This window comes from Pseudarthrobacter sp. R1, from assembly GCF_024494415.1.
Lineage (GTDB): Bacteria > Actinomycetota > Actinomycetes > Actinomycetales > Micrococcaceae > Arthrobacter.
The window spans coordinates 1-752 of the sequence record NZ_JAMKFI010000061.1; the positions used below are offsets into that span (position 1 = coordinate 1).

The following is a 752-nucleotide window of genomic DNA, read 5'->3' on the forward strand; positions in this document are numbered from 1 at the left end:
GCGCGCAGGACCTGCTGTCCCAGGCAAAATCAGGGCTTTCCAGCCAGGCCGGCACCCAGCAGCAGAAGGCGGCCGAAGGCATCCGCACCATTTCCAGCCAGCTGCAGAGCATGGCTGACGCCCCGGACCAGCAGGGTATGGCCAGTGATCTGATCCGGCAGGCTGCCCAGCGCAGCGAGTCGGTGGCTTCCTGGCTTGAGAACAAGCAGCCAGGGGACTTGCTGGGCGAGGTCCAGAGGTTCGCCCGCAACAAGCCCGGCACCTTCCTGCTGCTTGCCGCCGGTGCCGGCGTCCTCGCAGGCCGCCTGACCCGCGGCCTCACCGCAGGCACCACCGGTACCGCATCCCAGGGCGGGACCTTGCAGTCCTCCCCGGCCCAGCGCCCGGTGTCCGCTCCGCCGGCAGCACCGCTCCGGCAGGAGACGGTGTTCGCCGCAGGAAGCGACACTGACCTGTACGACGAGCCCGTTGTAGGCGCCGGAACTCCGGTATCCACAGCGTCCCTGCCGTCCGGTACCGCGGAAGATACTCCTTTGCGCTTTGAGGATGACCCCTACCAGTCGAAGGAAGGACGCCACCTGTGAGTAGTTCTATTCCGGAGCCTCCCCCGAGTGAGGCGCACGTTAAGGCGGACAACGCGTCGTTGGGTGAGTTGCTGGGTGATGTGACCCGGGATCTGTCCACCCTGATGCGCCAGGAACTCGAGCTCGCCAAGGCCGAAGCCAAGCAGTCCGCCACCAAGGCAGGCAAAG

Annotated in this window: 2 protein-coding genes; both read left to right on the plus strand. The window is 66.8% G+C overall.

From position 1 onward, the window contains the following. Positions 1-584: hypothetical protein (locus M8J71_RS23165; RefSeq protein WP_256250214.1), on the plus strand; the 584-nt coding region annotated here is incomplete at its 5' end. Further along, a partial coding sequence (locus M8J71_RS23170; protein WP_256250168.1) for a phage holin family protein occupies positions 581-752 on the plus strand: 172 nt, incomplete at its 3' end. The genes M8J71_RS23165 and M8J71_RS23170, both read left to right, overlap by 4 nt.